17 protein-coding genes are annotated in these 20,460 nt (G+C 70.6%); 7 read left to right on the top strand and 10 right to left on the bottom strand.

Annotated features, from left to right (window positions below; translation table 11 throughout):
- Positions 1-31: 31 nt before the first annotated feature.
- Positions 32-1,354 carry a DUF6716 putative glycosyltransferase gene (locus AB0D74_RS32395; RefSeq protein ID WP_362594903.1) on the bottom strand — a complete coding sequence of 441 codons (1,323 nt, stop codon included), beginning with the start codon at positions 1,352-1,354 and terminating at the stop codon, positions 32-34.
- A 198-nt stretch (positions 1,355-1,552) separates the two neighbouring features.
- Here AB0D74_RS32395 and AB0D74_RS32390 point away from each other — a divergent pair, with 198 nt between their 5' ends.
- Together AB0D74_RS32390 and AB0D74_RS32385 are read left to right on the top strand one after the other, a co-directional pair.
- On the top strand, positions 1,553-2,530 hold the full coding sequence (locus AB0D74_RS32390; protein WP_362595165.1) for a glycosyltransferase family 2 protein: 978 nt from the start codon (positions 1,553-1,555) through the stop codon (positions 2,528-2,530).
- On the top strand, positions 2,527-3,861 hold the full coding sequence (locus AB0D74_RS32385) for an alpha-2,8-polysialyltransferase family protein (RefSeq protein ID WP_362594901.1): 1,335 nt from the start codon (positions 2,527-2,529) through the stop codon (positions 3,859-3,861). The genes AB0D74_RS32390 and AB0D74_RS32385 overlap by 4 nt, the downstream gene beginning before the upstream one ends.
- Positions 3,862-4,010: 149 nt before the next feature.
- Here AB0D74_RS32385 and AB0D74_RS32380 read toward each other — a convergent pair whose 3' ends face one another.
- Together AB0D74_RS32380 and AB0D74_RS32375 are read right to left on the bottom strand one after the other, a co-directional pair.
- Positions 4,011-6,329 (bottom strand): glycosyltransferase, encoded by a 2,319-nt coding sequence (locus AB0D74_RS32380; protein WP_362594899.1) that lies wholly within the window; start codon positions 6,327-6,329, stop codon positions 4,011-4,013.
- Positions 6,326-7,786, bottom strand: coding sequence for a glycosyltransferase family 29 protein (locus AB0D74_RS32375; protein ID WP_362594897.1), 1,461 nt, complete (start codon positions 7,784-7,786; stop codon positions 6,326-6,328). The genes AB0D74_RS32380 and AB0D74_RS32375 overlap by 4 nt, the downstream gene beginning before the upstream one ends.
- 262 nt (positions 7,787-8,048) lie before the next feature.
- Here AB0D74_RS32375 and AB0D74_RS32370 point away from each other — a divergent pair, with 262 nt between their 5' ends.
- Positions 8,049-9,161: an acyltransferase gene (locus AB0D74_RS32370; protein WP_362594895.1), complete on the top strand. Its 1,113-nt coding sequence runs from the start codon at positions 8,049-8,051 to the stop codon at positions 9,159-9,161.
- A 192-nt stretch (positions 9,162-9,353) separates the two neighbouring features.
- Complete coding sequence (locus AB0D74_RS32365) at positions 9,354-10,265, top strand: class I SAM-dependent methyltransferase (RefSeq protein WP_362594893.1); 912 nt, start codon at positions 9,354-9,356, stop codon at positions 10,263-10,265.
- A 123-nt stretch (positions 10,266-10,388) separates the two neighbouring features.
- Here the strand turns inward: AB0D74_RS32365 and AB0D74_RS32360 are convergent, their stop codons facing one another.
- Positions 10,389-11,039 (bottom strand): TetR/AcrR family transcriptional regulator C-terminal domain-containing protein, encoded by a 651-nt coding sequence (locus AB0D74_RS32360; RefSeq protein ID WP_362594891.1) that lies wholly within the window; start codon positions 11,037-11,039, stop codon positions 10,389-10,391.
- Between the two features lie 71 nt (positions 11,040-11,110).
- Between AB0D74_RS32360 and AB0D74_RS32355 the strand changes: the two genes are divergently transcribed.
- Positions 11,111-12,517, top strand: coding sequence for an FAD-dependent monooxygenase (locus AB0D74_RS32355; RefSeq protein WP_362594889.1), 1,407 nt, complete (start codon positions 11,111-11,113; stop codon positions 12,515-12,517).
- A gap of 45 nt (positions 12,518-12,562) precedes the next feature.
- Here the strand turns inward: AB0D74_RS32355 and AB0D74_RS32350 are convergent, their stop codons facing one another.
- On the bottom strand, positions 12,563-13,273 hold the full coding sequence (locus AB0D74_RS32350; RefSeq protein ID WP_362594887.1) for a TMEM175 family protein: 711 nt from the start codon (positions 13,271-13,273) through the stop codon (positions 12,563-12,565).
- 54 nt (positions 13,274-13,327) lie between these two features.
- Positions 13,328-13,879: a hypothetical protein gene (locus AB0D74_RS32345; protein ID WP_362594885.1), complete on the bottom strand. Its 552-nt coding sequence runs from the start codon at positions 13,877-13,879 to the stop codon at positions 13,328-13,330.
- A 117-nt stretch (positions 13,880-13,996) separates the two neighbouring features.
- Here AB0D74_RS32345 and AB0D74_RS32340 point away from each other — a divergent pair, with 117 nt between their 5' ends.
- Entirely contained in the window at positions 13,997-14,518 is a 522-nt protein-coding gene (locus AB0D74_RS32340) for a PadR family transcriptional regulator (protein WP_362594883.1), read from the top strand.
- A 40-nt stretch (positions 14,519-14,558) separates the two neighbouring features.
- On the opposite strand, the gene leuE is transcribed toward AB0D74_RS32340, so the two are convergent.
- Complete coding sequence (leuE, locus tag AB0D74_RS32335) at positions 14,559-15,212, bottom strand: leucine efflux protein LeuE (RefSeq protein WP_362594881.1); 654 nt, start codon at positions 15,210-15,212, stop codon at positions 14,559-14,561.
- Between the two features lie 96 nt (positions 15,213-15,308).
- Positions 15,309-16,889, bottom strand: coding sequence for a methylmalonyl-CoA mutase family protein (locus AB0D74_RS32330; protein ID WP_362594879.1), 1,581 nt, complete (start codon positions 16,887-16,889; stop codon positions 15,309-15,311).
- Between the two features lie 107 nt (positions 16,890-16,996).
- Here AB0D74_RS32330 and AB0D74_RS32325 point away from each other — a divergent pair, with 107 nt between their 5' ends.
- The gene (locus AB0D74_RS32325) at positions 16,997-17,875 is read left to right on the top strand and encodes a L,D-transpeptidase family protein (protein WP_362594877.1); all 879 of its coding nucleotides are present in this window, start codon (positions 16,997-16,999) and stop codon (positions 17,873-17,875) included.
- A gap of 221 nt (positions 17,876-18,096) precedes the next feature.
- On the opposite strand, the gene AB0D74_RS32320 is transcribed toward AB0D74_RS32325, so the two are convergent.
- Together AB0D74_RS32320 and AB0D74_RS32315 are read right to left on the bottom strand one after the other, a co-directional pair.
- A complete protein-coding gene (locus AB0D74_RS32320; protein ID WP_362594875.1) occupies positions 18,097-19,170 on the bottom strand; it encodes a hypothetical protein in 1,074 nt (357 codons plus the stop codon).
- On the bottom strand, positions 19,170-19,832 hold the full coding sequence (locus tag AB0D74_RS32315; RefSeq protein WP_362594873.1) for an RNA polymerase sigma factor: 663 nt from the start codon (positions 19,830-19,832) through the stop codon (positions 19,170-19,172). The genes AB0D74_RS32320 and AB0D74_RS32315 overlap by 1 nt, the downstream gene beginning before the upstream one ends.
- Positions 19,833-20,460: the final 628 nt, after the last annotated feature.

The raw sequence follows: 20,460 nt of genomic DNA, 5'->3' as shown, positions 1-20,460 counted from the left end.
GCAACTGAAGCTTGACGCGGGATCCGGTCGCTCACAGCTCTCCCATTCGTCGGATCACGGGGGCCACCCGCTGGACGCCGTGGCGGTAGGCGCCGCGTGCGGCCCGGCGCACGATCTGGCGGACGGGGCCCGGGGCCTTGTCGGCGGCGGGCGCGCCCGGGAGCGGGACGCCGTCGGGGCCGAGGTGGTGGCGGGCCAGGATGCCGGGCAGGTAACCGGAGGCGGTCTCGGGTGTGTAGTACGGGTTCAGCGGCGGCAGCCCGCCGGGCCGGGCGAGCAGCTTCGCGATGCGTTCGCGGCCCGCGTCGAAGGCGGTGGCGTAGCTGCCGTCGGCGGCGACGCCCTGCCGTGAGACCCACTCGGCGTCGGGCACCGGGCGGTGTCCGGCGTCGAGCTGGTCCCAGGAGGCGAGGCAGCCGGAGCCGACGAAGTGGTGGTTGCCGAGCGCCTCGCGGATGCCGAGGTCGGTGAGGACCACGGTGGGGATCCGGCGGTGCAGGGACTCCAGGGCGGCCGTCGAGCTCATCGTGACGAGCAGGTCGGTGCGGTCGAGGACCTCGCCCATGTGGCCGTAGACCAGCTTGAAGTTGGCGGGCACGTCCTTGCCCTGGACCAGCTTCTGGTACGGCAGTTCCTCGATGTGGGTGGTGTGCTCGCCGGGCTTGGAGCGCAGCTTGAGCAGCACCTCCCGCTCGGGGTGCTTGCGGGCGTGCTGGATCAGCCGGTTGAGCAGGTAGGTGCGGTCCTTGCGGCTCTCCGGGACGGAGGGCTGGGCGGCGAACACCACCGTGTACGGGTCGTGTTCACCTTCGTAGGGCGCCCCGCCGAGGAACGGCAGCGCGACCTCGGTCACCGACGAGGAGTCGGCGCCGACCCCGTCGTACACCGCCCGGAAACGGTCGGCGTCCTGGCGGGAGTTGGCGAGGACGAGGTCCGCGCCGTGCCGCAGCAGCAGGCCGTCGGCGAGCTTCTCGTAGACGACGCCGACGTAGCCGGTGACGACGACGGGCCGCTTCTCCCGGCCGGCCCAGGCGCTGCGCAGCCCGTGCAGCATCGCCTGCGTGCCGCCGCCGACGAGGGAGAGGACGAGGATGTCGTACGACTCCTGGTCCATCTCTCTCAGGAACTCGACGGCCGTGACCTCGCGGAGCGAGTCCGCGTGGACGCCGACCTCCTGGAGCTGGCGGGCGGTGGGGGTGGCACGGCCGCGCAGGAGGTAGCCGTCGAGCCGGACGTCCGGGTTGTCGGTTTCGTTGGGAATCAGGCGCTTCGCGGTGAGCGCCCCCCACTTCCACCGAGTGTCGGAATCCGCCAGGACGGCCACCCGCAGGGACTTCGTTGCACTTGCTGGCACACCGAAGACGCTAGGAAGCCATTCCGAGGAACTCCCGAACCCGAATCCAACAAAAGGTTAACAACACATCGCCGGATGGCGAATCAGCTCGGGATAAGCCCTGAAAATTGCCTGGTTCACAGCTTCGCCACGCGTCGTTCACCTGGATTCAAGACGACAGTCAAGACGGATGACGGGCGTCCCCCTAACGTCCTTCACGTGGTCAAGCTCTCCGTCATCGTGCCGTTCTACAACGTGCAGCAATACGCGCCCGACACCCTGAGGAGCCTGCGCGCGAACGCGCGTGAGGACTTCGAATTCATTCTCGTCGACGACTGCTCGACCGACGGGACACCAGAGATTCTCACGCGGGCCGAGCGCGAGCTCCCCGGCGCGGTCCATGTCAGACACGAGCTGAACGGAGGGCTGGCCACCGCGCGCAACACCGGGATCGACAAGGCACGCGGCGAGTACGTCACCTTCCTGGACGGCGACGACTGGCTGGCGCCCGGCTACTACCCGCAGCTGGTCGACGCCATCGAGTCGCTGGGCTGCGACTTCGTCCGCACCGACCATGTGCAGTGCACCGCGCGTGCCCGGGTCGTCACCCGCGTACCCGTCGGCCGCCGCAACGTCGTGATGAACCCGCGGGACGCCATCCTGCCCGCCGACCGGTCCACCTCCGTCGACTACGCCTACGCGTGGGCGGGCGTCTACCACCGCCGTCTGGTGGACCAGGGCCTCGTGCATTTCACGGACGGCCTGCGCACGGCCGAGGACCGGCCGTGGATCTGGAAGCTGCACCGGGAGGCCGGGTCCTTCGCCGCGGTGAACCTGCTCGGCGTCTTCTACCGGCGTGGCGTAGCCTCGTCACTCACGCAGATCGGCGACGTCCGTCAGCTCGATTTCATTCGCGCGTTCGACCAGGTGATCGAGGAAACGGCACAGGACGCCGACGCGAAGGAACTCCTGCCGAAGGCCGTCCGCACGTATTGCGCCATCATTTCCCATCACCTGGGATCCATCGAAAGGTTCGAGCCCGCGGTGGCGAAGAAGCTGAAATCCATGAGCGCGGCAGCACTGCGGCGCATGCCGCAGGACGTGCTGGACGAGGCCCTGGACTCCATGGACCTCCAGCGCGCCACCAAGCTGCGCCGGCTGCGCCGCCGTCCCGCCCCCGCGGGAGCCGCCGCGTGACCACCCAGATCTTCCAGGCGTCCACCCTCTACGGCACGGCCACCCTCGCCGCCGCCCTGGACTCCGGCGCCTTCCGCCCTGCCGACCGGCGCATCCTGCTGGTCTGCAACAACGCGGCGACCCCCGAGACCACCCCGGGCCTGGACGAGGCGCCCGGCTTCGAGCGGCTGCGCGACCGCTTCGACGACGTGATCTCGTACAACGAGACGATCTTCCCGTTCCACCCCGGCGGCTGGGCCCCCCGGCCGGACGACTTCCCGCTGTGGGAACGCTTCCTGCGCCACGAGTGGCAGCTGGGCGACGACGAGGTCGAGTTCGCCGTCGAGTCGATCCAGGTCAACCCCTCGCAGAGCCTCACCCAGATCTTCACCGGCGCCCCGGTCACGGTCTACGCCGACGGCCTGATGAGCTACGGCCCGACCCGCAACAAGATCGACCCGCTGGTCGGCACCCGCGTGGACCGCGTGCTCCACCTGGACCTGGTGCCGGGTCTCAAGCCGCTGCTGCTCACCGAGTTCGGAGTCGAGGGCGAGGTCGTGCCGACCGCCGCGTTCACCAAGGTGCTCGCCGAACTCGCGCCCAGCGGCGACGAGTTGCCCGAGATCGACGAACCGGCCCTGCTGCTCGGCCAGTACCTCTCCGCGCTCGACATCCTCTCCCCCGAGCAGGAGGAGCACCTGCACGTCCGGATGCTCAAGGGTGCCGTCGAACTCGGCCACACCAAGGTCGTGTTCAAGCCGCACCCCTCCGCCCCGGCCCGGTTCGCCCGCACCCTGGAGCAGGAGGCCGAGAAGCTCAAGGTCGACCTCACCGTCCTGGACACCACCGTCCTGGCCGAGGTGCTCTACCAGCGGATGCGTCCCGCCCTGGTCGTCGGCTGCTTCTCCACCGCACTGCTCACCGCGTCCGCGCTGTACGGCCTGCCGACCGCCTGCGTCGGCACCGACACGCTGCTCGACAAGCTCACGCCGTACGAGAACAGCAACCGGGTCCCGGTCACCGTCGTCGACGCGCTGGTCCCGGAGCTCACCGACCGCAAGGCGGTCGAGGAGCAGCGGCCGAGGCTGAGCGTCGAGGCGCTCGGTGAGCTGATCCGTGCGGTGGGCTTCGCCATGCAGCCGAAGATCTACCCGCAGCTGCGCGGGGAGACCGAGCGGTACCTGACGAAGCATCTGAACGACACCACCATTCGCTACTTCAAGCGCAAGCGGCTGACCTCGCTCGGGCTGCCCGGCGGGGTGCCGTCGCAGCTGACGTTTCCGCTGCGGAACGCCACGGTGCGGCGGATGGCACGTAAGGCGCGCAATCTGCGGCGGGTTGTACGGAAGTAGGTTCCGCGCTTCGTTTCGTCTGCGGCGCCGTTGGGGCTGGTCGCGCCCACGCGGCGGTAGCCGCATATCCAATACAGCCCCGCGCCCCCAGACGGCGGCTGCGCCGCCGATCAGGGCGGGTCCGGATCTCCGGGCCCGCCCCTTCGGGGTTACCGGCCCAGGATCTTCTTGATCGTGGCGCGGTTCTCCTCGGTGACCTTCCAGAGCTGTTCCTGGCGGTCGTGCACGTCGGCGACCGTACGGCTGTGGTTGTCGAGGATGCCGATCGCGCGCTCGGTGAGGATGTCGCCGAGTTCCCGCTCGTGCACCGAGACGCCCCACTCGGGCCGCTCGATGTCGTTGAGGAAGTACGCCATCTTCGGGTGCGAGATCAGCGAGATGATCGGCGTGCCGACCCCGAACGGGATCATGCCGGCGTGCCCGCGCATGCCGATGACCAGGCGGGTCTTGGCGTACGTCTCGCGGATCTCGTCGTTGGAGAAGTCGTACATCGGGATGACCGGCAGCGAGATGCCGTGCTCGCGGCGCAGGTCGAAGGCGATCTTCTCGTCGTCGAGGGAGTGCGCGACGCACTTGACCTCGGTGTGCTCGCCGATCTTGCGGACGGCCTTGGCCATCTCGGCGAGGAAGTGCGCGTAGTCGTGGCCGAAGCGGAGCCCCGCGCGGTCGTAGGCCGCGTTGAGCATGACCGTGTCCTCGCGGTACGCCGGGTCGGTCCAGCCGGCCACCAGCTGACGCATGACCGTGGTGGGACAGGGCTGGAAGACGACCTTGTCCTGGAGCTCCGGCGGGAGCATGCCGCGGACCTTGGCGATCGAGCCGTGGTTGCGCAGGCCGAAGAACGAGGACTTCTCGACCAGCAGGCGCAGGCTCTCGTTGAAGCGCTGGGCCCGGTAGGACTGCCCGTCGAAGGCGTTGAAGCCGACCGCGTAGATCATGATCGGGACGTCGATGGCGCGCAGGTGCTCGTCCGGGACGTTCCACTGCCAGGCGCTGTTGCCGTTGGGCATGGTGTCCGGGATGAACAGGCCGCCGCCGCCGATGACCAGACCGCGGCGGGAGTTGACCCGCTCCAGGGCGGCCTTGTCGAAGTAGCGGTGGGCGTGCACGGAGTGCCAGCGCCGGGAGGTGGTGTCCGGGCCGAAGCCGAGCCGGACGGTCTCCGGGAGCAGCTTGTCGCCCGCGTTGCCCTGCCGGTCCATGTAGAACGCGACGTGCGCCAGCTGGTCCTCGGCGCTGCCCTGCTCCTGGGAGGGGACGGCCGCGGCGCGCTGGGCCCACAGGCGGCTGGAGCGGTGCGTGGGGTCGACGGTGAGGCCGGCGGTGGCGTACCGGAGGGCCTCGGTGTTGTCGCCGTGCACCCAGGCCATCTGGGCGAGCCGCGCGAAGGCGGTCGCGGCCCGGTTGGGGGCGGCGCTGGCGAGCAGCAGCTGGGTCTTGGCCTCCTCGTAGCGGGAGACGCTCATCAGGGCGTGCCCGAGGACCTCGTGCGGCCAGGCCTCGTCCAGCGGGATGTGGACGCTGCTCATGACGTCGACGGCGTCCTGGTAGTCGCCGGCCGAGATGTGCGCGGCGGCGACCTTGCGGGCGATCTCGACGTCACCGGTGCGCTTGACGTGCGGGGTGCCGAAGTGGACGACCAGGTCGTGGTGGAGGCCGCCGGAGGAGGCGAAGTACGCCGCGTGGAACTCGGCGTCCGTCATCTCGAACTCGCGCCAGCGGTCCTCGGCCTGCGCGTAGCCGGACTCGCCGCCCTGCCAGGGCTTGTGGCGCCCGGTGAAGTGCAGGATCTTGGTCTCCTCCGGGACCGGGAGGTCGCCGGAGAGCCGCCGCTTGACGAAGTTGTACTTGGCGTCGAGGCGGACGAAGTCGCCGTCCAGGACGGCGTTCAGGATGCCCTGGTCGTGCTTGTCCAGCTCGTAGTCGCCGCTGCGGCCGGTCTTGTCGATCTTCGCGCAGAACTCGTCGGACAGGTACTCCTTCTGGATCACCAGAAGACCCGAGTTCAGCTTGTGCTGCCCGTAGAAGAACTGCGGGACGGCCGCGAGGCCCTCGCGCAGCTCCAGGAGCTCGCCGAGACCGCCGAGGACGACCATGTCGGTGTCCAGGGTGATGACCGTGTCGTAGTCCCGCAGCCGGAAGATGTCGAGGATGAAGTACGCCTTGCGGACCAGGTAGTTGTCCTGGTCGCCCTTGACGTACGAGTCGTAGTGCGTGTCGTTGACCCGCTGGAGCACGATCCGCGGGTGCAGGGCGCGGATCTTGGCGATGGACGCCGGGCGCAGGTCGTCGTAGAGCACGACGAAGTCCTCGCAGACGCCCGGGTTGGACAGGGCGAGGCTGCGCAGCAGGACCAGGAAGCCGGGGAGGTAGTTCTCGTCCACGTAGGACGCGAAGGCTATCCGGCGCTTCTTGGTGAGGGCGCTCGCGTCGGTGTTCGGAGCCGCCGAGGTGAAGGTGGTCGTCATCGCAGGGAGATCCTCATGTCCGTCACGCTCTGGGCCCGCTGCATGACCCAGTCCTTCTCGCTGGTGTATTCGTGCACGGAGGTGATGGCCAGCTTCATGGCCTCCTGCACGCGGTAGGCGCCGCTCTCGTAGAAGTCGAAGCCGATCAGGTCCAGGGTCGGGCTGACGTCCAGGAAGTCCAGCAGCCACAGCATGTTGAACCCGGAGGTCGGGATGCCCGACCAGGTGTCGGTGCTGATCTGCCCGATGTTCCGCATCGGCCAGCGCAGCGACTCGTCGCCGAGGTACTTCTGCGCGCCGGGCACCAGCTTGTTGCGCAGCGAGTGCTTCCAGTCGCCCGAGACGCCACCGAAGATCAGCCGGGTGGTCACCGGCTTCTCCCAGTTGAAGGCGTGCTTGTGGATGCTGACGTGGATGTCGGTGCGCTCGCCGGTGTGCTTCGGGTCGATCTTGTACGAGTTGAAGCGCACGACCAGGTCGTAGTTGTCGATCTCCTTGCCCATGCCGCTCGCGCCCACCCGGCCCGAGTTGGCGATCAGGCAGACCGACTTGCCGGCGATCTGGTTGCGGAACTCGCCGAGGCTGATCCACTGCACGCCGTCGACGGTCGGGTTGGCGACCGGGCCGCGCATCCGGATCCGGCGCTGCTCGGCGTAGAGCGCGACGGCCTCGGCGATGCCGGCGTCGTTGCCCTCGGCCAGGCGCAGGTCCAGGTACTGGCTGAGCAGCTCCTGGCGGTCGTTGACCGGTGCCTCGTCCTCGGAGAGGGCGAGCAGCGCGCCGACCAGGCGGGGCTCGGCGGCCTGCCAGTCGCCCACGGCGTGCAGGGCGAGGCCCTCGGCCCAGGTGGCGGTGGCGGGGCCGCGGACGTGGTCAGTGGAGGCGGGGACCTGGCGCTTGAGGAGGCCGAGCAGTTCGCTTTCGCGTTCGGCGGCGCGGCGCATGCCGGATATCCGGTTGGCGACGCCGAAGCCGTCGTCCGTGGTGAGTTCCAGGTAGCGCTCGTAGGCCTCGACGGCCTCGCGCTCCTCGCCGAGACCCTCCAGGATGCGGGCGCGCAGCCGCCAGCCGGCGCGGGAGTTCTTGCGCTGGGCGAGGACGGTGTCGCTGATCACCAGGGCGAGGTTCAACTCGTCGTTGTAACCGCACTCCAGGGCCTTGTTGGCGACCGCGAGCAGAGCGTCCAGCAGGTCGTTGTTGATCCCGCCCGAGGGGCTCGCGGCGCCCTTGACGGCGCGCTTGAGAAGCGCCGTCGCACCGCCGGCCTGGGCGGGCGCCGGCGTGGTGGTGCCTTCCGTGGCAACGACCACCAGCAGCTTGCGCAGCTGCTCCGCCAGCTCCGCGCGACGGCGGTCGAGGCTGCCGACCACTTTGCCGCTGTGCACAGCGCAGGCGTGCAGGCAGTCGTCCAGCTCCCCTCCGCGCGCAGGTGCCCGCCTGTTCTGGACCCTCGTCATAGCTCTCCTGATTTTGCCAAGCAAAGCTTGTGTAACGGCTGTGTGTGGTGGGATGACCCGCACCGGGGGGATGGATGGAGAAACTAAGAAACCAAAACGACTATATGGTTAACGAACCCCTACGGGTAAGAGAATGGTTAGCAGGTTCACCGCACACTTTCTATGATTCCCCCAGGTGACGGTAAGGGGCTTCGCACATCCAGGGGACTCGGCGAACAGATCGGATGATTAGCGGTCCGGACTCGGGTAGGCGTCTCGGACCATGTCACTCGCTCCCCCCACACTGGCGCCCTCGCCTGCGAAGACCCCGGTCGTCCCGGCCCCACCCGGGCACCCCCGCACCCGACTCCTCGCCCTCGACGGACTGCGGCTCGCCGCCGCCCTGATGGTCTGCCTCTACCACTACGCGGGACGCGGCGGAGTCGTGTCCGCGTCCTGGCACCAGAACCCCGCCCACGTCTTCCCGACCCTGTCCCGGGCGGCCGTCTACGGCTGCCTCGGCGTCGAGTTCTTCTTCGTCATCAGCGGCTTCGTGATCTGCATGAGCAGCTGGGGCCGCTCGCTGGGCGACTTCTTCCGCTCGCGGGTCGCCCGCCTCTACCCCGCCTACTGGGTCGCCGTGGCGCTGGTCACCGGCGCGTCCCTGATCCTGCCCGCCGTCGTCCACGCGGTCCGCCCCGACGAGTTCCTGGTCAACCTGACGATGCTCCAACAGCCCCTGGGCGTACCGCGGGTGCTCGGCGTCTGCTGGACGCTCTGGGTCGAGGTCCGCTTCTACGCCCTGTTCGCGCTGGCCGTCGTCCTGCCGGGGGTCACCTACCGCAGGGTGGTGCTGTTCTGCTCGGTGTGGACGCTGGCCGCCGTCCTGTCCACCGCGGCCGGCGACGGGACATGGGCCCAGCTGGTCGTGATGCCGCAGTACGCCCCCTACTTCACCGGCGGCCTGGCCCTCTACCTCGTGCACCGCTTCGGCAACCGGCTGCTGCCCTGGGGCATCGTGGCGCTCTCCTGGATTCTCGGGCTGCGCACGGCCACCGAGGGGCTCTGGCACGCGGGCACACCACGCGACCCGTACGTCGTGATGCTCGTCGTCACCCTGGCGTTCGCCGCGGTCGCGGCGGTGGCGGCCGGCTGGACGCGGTGGGCCGCCTGGCCCTGGCTGACCACGGCCGGGGCGCTGACCTACCCGTTCTATCTGGTCCACGAACACATCGGATGGTTCGTGATCCGGGTGCTGCACCGAGGGTGGGGAATCCCGCCATGGCCGACGCTTCTGATCACGCTGTCCGGAATGCTCGGACTTGCCTGGCTGATCCACCGATTCGTGGAGACACCATGCGGGCCACGACTGAAAAGGGCCCTGAAGGCGCCCTGATTCGCTTTTGGTTCACCTTCCGTTCACTTTGGAAAATTGACCCGCCCTTCACCTCTCGGCCGCTTTCGGAGGCGGGGGGCGGGCAGGCACCGTTAAGCCCGTCCATGCACAGCCGGTCCGCAGGTTTCCCACAGGCTTCCGCACTGCGTACCGCGTACCGCGCACCGCGTATCGAGGGAGTGCTCCTTCCGTATGGCCACCACCCAGGAAACGACCCGCCCGCCCCACCGTCTCGACGACGTGCCCGGCTGGTTCCCCGTGCTCGACCAGGTGCTCTTCGACTGGTTCCTGAGCCGCCAGGAGGCCTCCTCCGTGCGGGGCGACCTCCTCGAAGTCGGGGTCTACATGGGCAAGAGCGCGATCTTCACCGGCCGGCACCTGCGGCCCGGCGAGTCGTTCACGGTCTGCGACCTCTTCGAGGGCGAGGCACCCGACGACGCGAACCGTGCGGAGTCGACGAAGTCGTACGCCAAGCTGACCCGGCAGCGCTTCGAGGAGAACTACCTCGCCTTCCACGACGAGCTGCCCCGGGTGCTCCAGGGACCCAGCTCGGTGGTGCCGGACGAGGTCGCGCCGCGCTCCTGCCGGTTCGTGCACGTCGACGCGTCACACCTGTACGAGCATGTGCACGGCGACATAGCGGCGGCGCGCGAGCTGCTCCTGCCCGACGGGATCGTGGTCCTCGACGACTTCCGCTCCGAGCACACGCCCGGGGTCTCCGTCGCCACGTGGGAGGCGGTGCTCAACGGGGACCTGCATCCGATATGCATCAGCACCCAGAAGCTGTACGGGACGTGGGGCGATCCGCGGGCGGTGCAGGACGAGCTGATCGCGATGGCGCGGGGGCGGACCGACTGCCACCTGAGCATGCAGGAGGCGGCGGGGCACCGGATCATCCGGCTGAAGTCGAAGGGGATGCGGGAGCCGGAGTTTCCGCTGTCGCGGTATGCGGAGGCGCCGGAGGCGCCCGAGCCGACTCCCGCGGTTCCCGCGGCTGCGGCGCCGGCGGCCTCGGGGGCGCGGCGGCGGAGCCGGGTGCGCAGGGTTGCGGTGGATCTGCTGCCGCCGGTGCTGACGCGGGCGCTGCGGCGGGCCATGCGGTAGCCGCGTCGCGGGGGGCGCGGGGGGAGGGTTGTCGGGCGGGTGCGGGTGCGTGGGGGCTGGTCGCGCCCACGCGGCGGAGCCGCATATCGAATACAGCCCCGCGCCCCTTTGGGGCGCCTTGCCTCAGGTGATTTTGTAGCGGGTGCCGATTCCCGTGATGACCAGTTCCAGGCCCTCCTCGAACTGGTGGTCGTAGTCGGTGAAGAGGTCGCGGCCCGCTGCTGCCGACAGGGGGAAGTCGGCGAGTACGCGGGCTCGTTCGTCGACGTCGTAGCCCTCGCGGCGGTGGCCCGGGAGGGGTTCCACGCCCTGTTCCTCGATGACGAGGCCGATGGTGAAGGCGTTCGTCGTCATGCCCGCCTGGGCCGCCTGGGCGAGGGTGAAGCCGGCCGTCGTCATGATGTGCAGGTAGGTCTCCTGCTGCGGGGCGTGGTCGGTACCCGTGAAGCGTGAGCCGCTGTAGACCTTCGCGCCGTCGCGGTAGCCGAGCAGGGCCGTGCGCAGCCCTCCGTTCGCCCTGCGCAGCGCGTCCTGCCAGGTGCCCGCGGGATCGAGCCGGGTGACCGCGGCCATCCGCCGGTACATCTCCGTCGCCATCTCGTCGAGCAGCGCCTGCTTGTCCTTGAAGTGCCAGTACAGCGCCGGGGCCTTGACGTCCAGCTCCTTGGCGATGGCCCGCAGGGTCAGCCCCTCCAGACCGGCCTCGTTCAGCAGGCGCAGCGCCGTGTCGGCGACCCGGCGGCGGTCGAGGGGGGCGCGTCGTTCCGTACTCACGCTTGACAGCTTAACAGCGTTAAGGGCAGCCTTGTCGTCGACGGCACTTAACAGCGTTAAGGGGAAATGTGATGGATATGCGGGATGTGTTGATCGTGGGCGCCGGACCCACCGGGCTCGCCCTCGGGATCGACCTCGCCCGGCGCGGGGTGGACGCGCTGGTCGTGGAGGCGGGCGACAAGCTGTCCCCCGGCTCACGCGGCAAGGGGATCCAGCCCCGGACCCAGGAGGTGTACGACGACCTCGGCGTGCTCGACGCGATGCGCGCGGCCGGCGGCCCCTACCCGCCCCGGCTGCTCTGGAAGAACGGCGAGCCCAGCGAGACGAAGCCGATGTTCGACGCGGTGACGGCGGACGCGGGGACGCCGTACACCGAACCGCTGATGGTCGCGCAGTGGCGCACCCAGGAGGTGCTGTACGCACGGCTGCGGGAGCTGGGCGGCGCGGTCGCGTTCGGGCGTGCGCTGACCGGCCTGGAGCAGGACACGGAGGGGGTGACCGCCCGCTTCGCCGACGGTACGGCGGCTCGCGCGCGGTATGCCGTGGCGGCGGACGGCGGGCGTTCCGCCGTACGGCGTGCGGTGGGCGTCGGGATGACCGGCGAGTCGGTCGACCCGAGCCCGTTCCTGGTGGCCGACCTGCGGGTGCGGGGCCTGGACCGCGAGCACTGGCACACGTTCCTCGCCGACGACGGCTGCGGTGTGGCGCTGTGCCCGCTGGCCGGCACCGAGGACTTCCAGCTGGGCGCGCGGCTGCCCGAGGGCACGGAGATCGACCTGTCCCTGGACGGTCTGCGCCGGCTGGTGACGACGTACAGCCACCTCGACGCGGCGGACGTCACCGAGGTGCGCTGGGCCTCCGACTTCCGCCCGCGCGCCGCGCTGGCCGACCGGTTCCGGGTGGGCCGGGTCTTCCTGGCCGGTGACGCCGCCCACGTCCACTCCCCGGCCGGCGGGCAGGGCCTGAACACCAGCGTCCAGGACGCCTACAACCTGGGCTGGAAACTGGCCGCGGTGCTCGCCGGGCGGGCCCCGGACGCGCTCCTCGACACCTACGAGGAGGAGCGGCGGGCGAACGCCGCGGCCATGCTGGGCCTCTCGACGAGCGTCCACCACGGCGAGGTCCGGCGGGGCGAGGCCACGGTCCAACTGGGCATCGGCTACCGGGAGTCCTCACTGACCGAGGAGACCCGGGCGAACCCGGGACCCGTGCGGGCGGGCGACCGCGCGCCCGACGGGCGGAACGCGGACGGGGTGCGGATGTTCGACGCGTTCCGGGGGCCGCACTGGACGCTGCTGGCTCCGGAGCCGGTGGCCGGGTTCGGCGGCGGCCTGCCGGCCCCGGAGTCGTACGGTCCGGGGATGTTCCTGGTCCGCCCGGACGGTTATGTGGGGTGGGCGGGGGAGACGGCGGAGGGGGTGCGGGAGTACGCGGTGCGCGTCGGCGTTCCGTTGGAAGCGCCGCAGTCTGCCGTCTGACGGCCGCGGCGCCGTCGTGGCTGGTCGCGCAGTTCCCCGCGCCCCTTAAGGGGCGCTGTAGGGCCGCCGACGGACGCGCAGGGCCGCCCGTATCGCCGGGAGCAGGGCCCAGCATGCCGAGGCCCAGTGGGTGACCAGGGCGACCGGTATGGAGATGAGGAAGGCCAGCAGCAGTGCGGTGAGCCAGGTCATCGTGCTCGACACCGCCTCCGCCGAGTCGGCGGTGTCCAGCAGCCCCGACCTGCGCAGGTCCGTGACGGCCAGCCGGAAGAACAGGCAGGTCAGGACCTGGACGGCGGCGTACACGATGAACTGCACCTCGTACGCGTCGGCCTCGCTGGTCAGCAGCTTCGTGGTGAACGGCGTGACGACGATCGCGAGCAGCCACAGCAGGTTCCACCGGATGGCACCGCCGGAGAGTCCGGTCGCGTACCGGAACAGCCGCTGGTGGATCATCCAGTGGATGGCGATGGCCCAGAAGCTGACCAGGAACGCGGTGTACTCCGCGAGGTGGTCGCGCAGGAAGTGCAGGACACCGGAGTTGCCGTGCACCTCTCCGGTGGGGACGGGCAGTTCCAGGGCGAGCAGGGTGATGGCGATGGCCACCACCGCGTCCGAGAAGTAGATCAGCCGCTCCGGGCTCACCGGCCGGTCTCCGGAACCGGCTCCGGGGCCGGTTCCGGGGCCGGGGTCCTCCTCGGTGGTCTCGGTCAGGTCATCGGGCCCGGCGGTGTGCCGCGCGCGTGTGTCGGGCATGTTCTGTTGCTTCCTCGTGTAGAGCCGTGCGGAGCGGTGTCGTGCGGTGGACGGTCACGCCAGGGCGTGTGCGGCGCGGGCCTTGGCCCGTGCCGCGTACCGGCCGCCGACGGTGAAGGGGAGGACGAACGCCAGGACCTGGGCGGTGACGAGCGGCGCGGTCGCGGAGTGGTCGTAGTCGACGACGGCGGCGCAGGCGAGCGCGCCGAGGGTGAACCCGCCCGCCCAGATGGCGGTCAGCACCATGTTGAACCTGATGAACCGGGGGGAGTCCCAGAACTCCCGGGGCACCTCGGCCCGCGCGAAGGCCAGGGTGAACGGGCGGCGGGCGGCGATGGACGCCAGGGCCGTGGCCGCCAGGGTGGCATTGGCCAGGGCGCAGATCCAGTGCTGGAGCGCGGACCCCGGGTCGGCCAGCGCGACGGCGGCCATGACCACGAAGAACCCACAGGTGGCGGCCCCCAGAAGGTCGACCGTGCGGGCACGGAGCTGGTGCGCGAGCAGATAGAGCGCGACCAGGGCGGCGGCGCTCGTGCCCAGTCGCCAGTCGACCGGGCTCAGGGCCGCGTAGCACAGCCAGGGCGCGAAACCGCGGACATAGTTCACCGGTTGTCTCCTTCGGGACAGGGTGAGAGAGTCCAATCTTGGACGGTCCAAGAATGACCGGTCGATCTTGCTCTGTCCAGCCGTGACGGGTGAATTCCGGAAAGGTAGGGTGAGGTCATGAGCTTGCCCCACGCACTTCTCGGCCTCCTGGCCGAGCAGCCCGCCAGTGGATACGACCTGCTCAAGCGGTTCGACGCGGGTCTGTCCGCGGTGTGGCCGGCCCAGAAGAGCCAGGTCTACGGCGAGTTGGCGAAGCTCAGCGAGAAGGGTCTGATCGAGGTCACCGGGACCGGCGCGCGCCAGCGCCGCGAGTACGGCATCACCGACGCCGGGCGCGCGGAACTGCGCGGCTGGCTGACCGAGCCCGGCACCGACTTCGCCTTCCGCAGCGCCGCCCTGCTGCGGGTCTTCTTCCTGTGGACGCTCACCCGCGAGGAGGGCGTCGACTACCTGGAGAACTTCGCCCGGGTCAACCGCGACCGCCTCGCCGCGCTGGAATCGGTGCGGGACAACGTCGAATGGGTCGGCGACCCGGTGCAGATCTGCGGCTGGCTGATCCTCGAATACGGCCTGCGCGGCTCGACGACCTCCGCGGAATGGGCCGACTGGGCCGCAGAACGGCTCACCGAGCACCTGTGAACCCGGCGGCCGGGCCCGAGGCGCGGACCCGGGCCCGGGCTCAGGCGCTGGCGAGCGTCAGCTTCACCGCGAAGCCGAGGAACAGCACCCCCGCCGCCGAAGTGGCCGTCGCCGACATCCGCTTGCGGCGGCGGAACGCGTCGGCCAGCCTGGTGCCGCTGAAGATCAGGGCGCTGAGGTAGAGGAAGCTGGCCAGCTGGGCGAAGGCGCCGAGGACGACGAAGGACACCGCCGGGTAGGCGTACCCCGGGTCGACGAACTGCACGAAGAAGGCGATGAAGAACAGGATCGCCTTCGGGTTGAAGAGGCTGATCACCAGGGCCCGGCGGTACGGCCGCTCCTGTGCCGCGGCGACCGGTGCAGGAGCCTGCTCCGCCGCCTCCTGCTTCCGCGACCGCCACATCGTCCAGGCCGCGCGCAGCATCCCTATCGCCAGCCAGGTGAGATAGCCGGCGCCCGCGTACTTCACGATCCCGAACAGCACGGCGTTGGCCTTGAGCAGCGAGGCCACCCCGGCCGCCGACAGCGTCATCAGCACGGTGTCCCCGCACCACACGCCCGCGGCGGCGGTGTAACCGGCCCGGATCCCCTGCCGGGCGGCGACGGACAGCACGTAGAGGGAGTTGGGGCCGGGCAGCAGGACGATCAGGACGAGTCCTGCCAGATAGGTGGGGAGATCGATGACGCCGAACATGAGAAGTAGTCTCGCACGCGGGTCCGACAACGCCGTCGGCCGTGGCCATAGCCATAGCCATAGCCATGGCCATAGCCGTCGCCGTCGCCGTCGCCGTCAGAAGGCGTCCGTCGGGACGTACACCCCCCACACCTCGCGCAGCGCGTTGCTCACCTCCCCCACCGTGGCCCGTGCCCGCAGCGCCTCCTTCATCGGGGGAAGGACGTTGTCGTCGCCCTCGGCGGCCTTCTTCAGGGCGGTGAGGGCCGCGGTCACGGCCGCCCGGTCGCGGTCGGCGCGCAACCGGGCGAGGCGCTCCGTCTGCCGGGCCTCGATGGCCGGGTCGACACGCAGCGGCTCGTACGGTTCCTCCTCGTCCAGCCGGAAGCGGTTGACGCCGACCACCACCCGCTCCCCCGCGTCGGTCTCCTGCGCGATGCGGTAGGCGTTCCGTTCGATCTCGCCCTTCTGGAAGCCGTGCTCGATCGCCGCGACCGCGCCGCCGAGATCCTCGACCCGCCGCATCAGACCGAGCGCCGCCGCCTCCACGTCGTCCGTCATCCGCTCCACCGCGTACGAACCCGCGAAGGGGTCCACCGTCGCCGGCACGTCGGTCTCGTACGCCAGCACCTGCTGGGTGCGCAGGGCCAGGCGCGCGCTCCTGTCGGTCGGGAGCGCGATCGCCTCGTCGAAGGAGTTGGTGTGCAGCGACTGGGTGCCGCCGAGGACCGCGCCCAGGGCCTGGACCGCCACCCGCACCAGGTTCACCTCCGGCTGATGGGCCGTCAGCTGGACGCCGGCCGTCTGGGTGTGGAAGCGGAGCATCAGCGACCTGGGATCCCGCGCGCCGAACTCCTCCCGCATCACCCGCGCCCAGATCCGGCGCGCCGCACGGAACTTGGCGACCTCCTCAAGGAGCGTCGTACGCGCCACGAAGAAGAAGGACAGGCGCGGCGCGAAGTCGTCGACGTCCATGCCGGCCGCGACCGCCGTCCGCACGTACTCGATGCCGTCCGCGAGCGTGAAGGCGATCTCCTGCGCGGGGGACGCCCCGGCCTCGGCCATGTGGTAGCCGGAGATCGAGATGGTGTTCCAGCGCGGCAGCACGGTCCGGCAGTAGCCGAAGATGTCCGCGGTGAGCCGCAGGGACGGCTTGGGCGGGAAGATGTAGGTGCCCCGCGCGATGTACTCCTTGAGGACGTCGTTCTGGATCGTGCCGGTCAGGGCCGCCGCCGGTACGCCCTGTTCCTCCGCCACCAGCTGGTACAGCAGCAACAGCACGGCCGCCGGGGCGTTGATCGTCATCGACGTCGACACCTCGTCCAGGGGGATCCCGGCGAAGAGCACCCGCATGTCGTCGACCGAGTCGATCGCCACGCCGACCTTGCCGACCTCGCCGTGCGCGAGGGGCGCGTCGGAGTCGTGGCCCATCTGGGTGGGCAGGTCGAAGGCGACGGAGAGGCCGGTGGTGCCGTGCGCGATGAGCTGCCGGTAGCGGGCGTTTGACTCCGCGGCCGTACCGAACCCGGCGTACTGGCGCATGGTCCAGGGCCGGCCGGTGTACATCGTGGGGTAGACGCCCCGGGTGTAGGGGTACGAACCCGGGTCGCCGAGTTTCCCGGCCGGGTCCCAGCCCGCCAGGTCCGCCGGGCCGTAGACCGGCTCGATGGGCAGTCCCGACTCCGACTCACGGGCCATGACGGGCGACCTCCGCAGTACGCCGATATACCTATATGCCGGTACGACTGTTGGTTCCTACGATGCCCTCTTGTTCGGCGGCGGTCACGCGGGGAAACATCCTCGGCATGAAGGTCTCGGGGTACTCGGGAGTCCTGGCCGCCGCACTGGCCGTGCTGTGCGGGTGCACGGTGCAGCCGGCCGGCGGCGGGGACGCGAAGGGGCACTCGCCCGTCCACATCGACCTGCCGCACAGCCCGACACCCGTCGGCACCGGTCCCACCACTCCCGCGGCATCTTCCGCTCCCACCGCCTCCGGTCCCGCCGCGCCCGCCGCGCCCGTCCCCTCGCCGTCCGCCGTCGAGACGGTCCCGCCGCACATCGTGTACACCCGCGGCGACACCGGCACCGGCGTCCGGGAGCTCCAGGCCCGGCTGCGTCAGGTCGCCTGGCTGTTCGACGGGCCGACGGGGACCTACGACGACCTCACCGCCCAGGCCGTCGAGGGCTTCCAGGGCAAGCGCGGGCTGCCGCAGACGGGTGAGACCGACGCGGTGACCTGGCGGCGGCTGGTCCGGATGACCCATCGGCCGGGGAAGTGGGAGCTGTACCTGATGGGCGGTCAGCCGGCCGCCGCGCCCGATCCGCGGTGCCTGACCGGGCGGGTGCTGTGCATCAGCAAGACCAGCCGGACGCTGCGCTGGATGATCGACGGGCGCACGGTGTCGACGATGTCGGTGCGGTTCGGGGCGCAGTACACCCCGACCCGTGAGGGTGTGTTCCACGTCTACTGGAAGTCCCGCCACCACGTGTCGACGCTCTACCACTCGTCGATGCCGTACGCGATGTTCTTCAGCGGCGGCCAGGCGGTGCACTACTCCTACGACTTCGCGGCCCGGGGCTACGCGGGCGGCTCGCACGGGTGCGTCAACGTGCGGGACGAGGCGGCGGTCGCGGATCTCTTCGCGCAGGTGCGGAACGGCGACAAGGTCGTCGTGTCCTGGTGAACGGTTGAGGGGTGACGTTCGGGGCGCGGGCGGGACCGGGGGAACGTGTCCCGCCCGCGCCGATGCACGAGCCACGGGTACGGGGGGAACCCCGGCTCTGTGCGACGGCCGATGACCAGTCGGCTCACTCTGTACTGCGCCGCCGCCGTCGAAAACGTCACACCCTGCGGGAAAAAAGTTCAGGGACTTTCAAAACCGCAGGTCACAGCGGTGTGTAAAGGTCAAAGTGCGCTGTAGGTGGGGTTGGGCGAGGCAGCGGGCTGGTTGGGCCGCAGGGGGGTGAAGGCGGTCGGGGCGGGGGTGGCCACGCCGTCCTGGTGGTGGTCGTTGCCGTCGCCGCCGTTCTTGCCGCCGCCCTTGCCGCCGGTGGCCCCGCCCGGCCAGCCGTCGTCCTCGCCGCCCGGGCCGTTGTTGTCGCCCTGGCCGTCGTTCTTGCCGCCCTGGCCGTTGTCGCCGCTGTTGCCGCCGTCCCTGCCGTCGCGGGAGGTGCCGTTCTTGCCGTCCAGCCCGGCGCCGAGGACGGCCTTGCAGAACTTGTCCACCCGGCCGGCGCCGCCCGCCAGGCCCTCCAGGGCGCGCCTGCGCTCGGCGCCCAGGGGCTTGCCGTTGCGGATCGCGCGGCAGGAGGTCAGCGCACCGCTCCACCCGCCGACCGCGATGCCGGGCGAGCGGGTGTCCGGGTTCTTCGCCTTGCCGGACGGGGCGGGCGTGGGCTGCACGGATGCGCCGGGCGCGGCACCGGAGGAGGGCGTGCCGGTCTCGCCGCCGAGCAGGGACTCGGGCGAGGAGGAGCCGTCGGGGCGGGCCGGGGTGCCGGCGGCCGAGACGGAGACGGCCGGTCCCGGGTGGTTGTGGTCGAACGGCGTCGGCAGCACCCCGGTGCCGGCGGCCACCGCGACCCCGCCGAGCATGCCGGCGGTCAGCGCGGCGGCGAGGCCGAGCCGTGCGGGGCGGGCCCAGCCCGGGAGCCGGGACGGCCGGGCGCCGGCGCCGATCCGGAAGAGGCCCGCGTCGGCGGCCCGCCTGCCCGGCCGGGCGGCGGCACCGGTGCGTGCGCCCTCGGCGGTCCGAGCGTCCTCCGCCGATTCGCGCGCTTTGCGGAAGGCAGCCAGTGCGGCTTCCTCACCGGGGAGTTCGGCGGCGCCCTGCGTGGTCCGCGCGGAGAGCGCGCCGAGCGTGTCGGCGAGGCGTTCTGCCTGGTCACGGGCGGAGGCGTCGACAGCTTCGAGCGGCTCACCGCGCAGCAGACGTTCCGCCGTCACCCGGTTCAGCCACTTGTACCGCTCGTCGGCCATCACATGTCCTTCTGCGTCCGCGAACGCGTATGCGTCACACTCGCGGACGTCACCGCACGAGCATTCGGTTCTCGTTGGGGCGGCAGCGCGTCGAGGATCCCTGCCGCGTCGGGGTCGGCGCCGAGGAGTTCCGCGAGTTTCTTCAGCCCCCGGTGGGCCGCCGTCCGTACCGCGCCGGCGCGCTTGCCGAGGGTCTCGGCGGCGGTCTTGGCGTCGAGGCCCATGACGACCCTGAGGACGACCGCCTCGGCCTGGTCCTGCGGCAGCCGGGCGATGAGGGCGAGGGTGTGGTCGGTGGTCAGCGCCTCGATGGCCTCGCCTGCCGTGTCCGACTCGGCGGCCCGGCCGGTCAGTTCCGTCTCGTCGCCGCCGATCGCGGGGCGACGGCCGCGCATCCGTATGTGGTCGAGGGCGCGGTTGCGGGCGATCCGGGCGGCCCAGCCGCGGAACCGGTCCGCGTCGCCGCTGAACCGGTCGAGGTCACGGGCGATCTGCAGCCAGGCCTCGGAGGCGACGTCCTCGGCGTCCGGATCGCCGACCAGCGTGCGGACGTATCCGAGCAGGCGGGGCTGGACCGCGCGATAGACGATGCGGAACGCGGTCTCGTCCCCGTCCTGTGCAGCACGTACCGCGGCGGTCAACTCCGCGTCGTCCCCCAGCACCCCTGTGTTCCCTACTTTGGGCCCGGCCCGGCGCCGTTCGCGCGGTCCTGGTCCTCGCCGTCGTGGTTCCTCGATTGATGGTTTCGGTGTTCGGGTCCGCAGATCGTTGCAGTGGTCATGCGTCCTCCGCGGCCCGGCGCGAACTGCACGTTACGACCTGAAACCGCTCGCCGTCCACGTCCGTACAAAGTGCAACTAACTCGTGACGCCGTGGGGTGTGACAGAAAACGCAGTCATGGCGCTGAACAGAGTACGGGCCGCCGCGCGGCCCGTGCCGCGCGACGGCCGGGGCCTCTCCTGTGGGGGGTGGCGGCCCCGGCCGTTGCTTCGGTTTCACTGCTCTTAGCTGTGATGATGCACGGAATCCGCGATCAACGTAGCCAACGCGTGACCAACCGGCCGGACGCCTCGTGTGATCCTCGTCCGCCCGGTGGGCCGAAGCCGCAACCGCGCGACCGGGGCGCCCGCCTACCACCGCTTCCGGAGTGAGACCGGGATGGCAGCCTTGATGAACATCGCAGGTCTGCCGCTGCCCCTCCTGGAGCCGCCGGGTCACTCCCGCGATGTTCATCCACGCTTCCCCAACCGTGGTCCGCTCCGACGAACAGGCACGCCATCTGACACCCGG

The sequence above is a fragment of the Streptomyces sp. NPDC048278 genome (genome assembly GCF_040652195.1).
In the GTDB taxonomy this organism is placed as follows: Bacteria; Actinomycetota; Actinomycetes; order Streptomycetales; family Streptomycetaceae; genus Streptomyces.
Note: the sequence above shows the minus strand (reverse complement) of the source record. Positions and strands in the feature narration are given on the sequence as shown.

Excerpts from the sequence above, each read along its gene's own strand:
- AB0D74_RS32380 (WP_362594899.1), bottom strand. The coding sequence starts at position 6,329 with ATGACGACCACCTTCACCTCGGCGGCTCCGAACACCGACGCGAGCGCC.
- AB0D74_RS32375 (WP_362594897.1), bottom strand. The coding sequence starts at position 7,786 with ATGACGAGGGTCCAGAACAGGCGGGCACCTGCGCGCGGAGGGGAGCTG.
- AB0D74_RS32370 (WP_362594895.1), top strand. The coding sequence starts at position 8,049 with ATGTCACTCGCTCCCCCCACACTGGCGCCCTCGCCTGCGAAGACCCCG.
- AB0D74_RS32365 (WP_362594893.1), top strand. The coding sequence starts at position 9,354 with ATGGCCACCACCCAGGAAACGACCCGCCCGCCCCACCGTCTCGACGAC.
- AB0D74_RS32355 (WP_362594889.1), top strand. The coding sequence starts at position 11,111 with ATGGATATGCGGGATGTGTTGATCGTGGGCGCCGGACCCACCGGGCTC.
- AB0D74_RS32350 (WP_362594887.1), bottom strand. The coding sequence starts at position 13,273 with ATGCCCGACACACGCGCGCGGCACACCGCCGGGCCCGATGACCTGACC.
- AB0D74_RS32340 (WP_362594883.1), top strand. The coding sequence starts at position 13,997 with ATGAGCTTGCCCCACGCACTTCTCGGCCTCCTGGCCGAGCAGCCCGCC.
- leuE (WP_362594881.1), bottom strand. The coding sequence starts at position 15,212 with ATGTTCGGCGTCATCGATCTCCCCACCTATCTGGCAGGACTCGTCCTG.
- AB0D74_RS32330 (WP_362594879.1), bottom strand. The coding sequence starts at position 16,889 with ATGGCCCGTGAGTCGGAGTCGGGACTGCCCATCGAGCCGGTCTACGGC.
- AB0D74_RS32325 (WP_362594877.1), top strand. The coding sequence starts at position 16,997 with ATGAAGGTCTCGGGGTACTCGGGAGTCCTGGCCGCCGCACTGGCCGTG.
- AB0D74_RS32320 (WP_362594875.1), bottom strand. The coding sequence starts at position 19,170 with ATGGCCGACGAGCGGTACAAGTGGCTGAACCGGGTGACGGCGGAACGT.